We start from the raw sequence: 1,096 nt of genomic DNA on the forward strand, positions 1-1,096 counted from the left end.
CGCCTTCGAGGAACCGATCGTGCGAGAGATCATCGACGATCGTCCGGCAGGCGCCGCGCTCGACGCCGCTTGTGGCACCGGAAGGTACGCAGAGTACCTGGTGGATCGAGGCCATCGGGTCATCGGCGTGGACAGCTCGCCCGACATGCTGGCCAAGGCCCTCGACCGAGTGCCGGACGCCGAGTTCCGAGAGGGTGACCTGCACCGGTTACCCGTTGATGACGACGCAATGGATCTCGTCGTCTGTAGTCTGGCGCTGACTCACGTGAGCGACCTGGGACCGGTGATGGCCGAGTTCGCCCGAGTCCTGCGTCCCGGCGGGCGGCTGGTCGTCTCCGACGCCCACCACGAGACGGTGTTCCTGGGCTCTCTCCCGGCCGTCGTGCTGCCCGACGGCCAGCGAGGGCGCCTGCCGGCGTACCGTCACCTCGCCGGGGACTACGTGCGAGCGGCGCTCCCTGCGGGACTCCAGGTACGCCGTTGTGAGGAGCCACGACATCCCCTCGGCGTGGAAGGCCCGGTCCCGGACGCCGCGACCGACGTCGGCCCGTGGCACGTCTGGCCCTGGAGCCTGGCCGAGATGGTGCCGGAGGCGGACCGCGCCGCGCGTGCCGGAACCAGGATCACCATCATCTGGGAGTTCGAGCTAGTGCGGTAGAACGCCCAGGCAAGAACGCCGGCCGCTGGCGTGGCTGCCATGCCCGAGAACATTCCCCGGTCGTGGCACTAGCGGGCGCCGACGCGGCCTACGGCATCCGCGCCAAGCGCGCAGCCGGCCGCGAGCGCAGCCTCTACATCGGTGATCGCGCGCGTCCACGACTCGAGGAAGCCCGCCGCGAACGCGTCGCCGGCGCCGGTAGCGTCGACGACAGGCACGGCGACCGTGTCCTGTCCCACCACCTGCTCGCCATCGGACCATAGGGCCCCGTCCGCGCCGAGCTTGACGACCGCTGCCCCGCTCACGAGGCCCGCCAGTTCGGCCGCTTGCCGCCCCGCATCTCCTGAACGGCAACCGACGAGCGCCTGGGCCTCGGCGCCGTTCGCGAAGAGGATGTCGACGCCGCGAACCCAGTCGATGAATGCCGGGCCAACCCGC

General features: G+C 70.8%; 2 protein-coding genes. One reads left to right on the forward strand and one right to left on the reverse strand.

Annotated elements, in window-relative coordinates; all coding sequences use genetic code 11:
• Positions 1 to 658 (forward strand): class I SAM-dependent methyltransferase (locus tag ELR45_RS29405; RefSeq protein ID WP_205857509.1); only part of this gene is annotated, 658 nt, incomplete at its 5' end.
• A 68-nt stretch (positions 659 to 726) separates the two neighbouring features.
• Here ELR45_RS29405 and ELR45_RS39555 read toward each other — a convergent pair.
• Positions 727 to 1,096 (reverse strand): carbohydrate kinase family protein (locus ELR45_RS39555; RefSeq protein WP_240760223.1); only part of this gene is annotated, 370 nt, incomplete at its 5' end.

This window comes from Phytoactinopolyspora endophytica, assembly GCF_004138495.1.
GTDB lineage: Bacteria > Actinomycetota > Actinomycetes > Jiangellales > Jiangellaceae > Phytoactinopolyspora > Phytoactinopolyspora endophytica.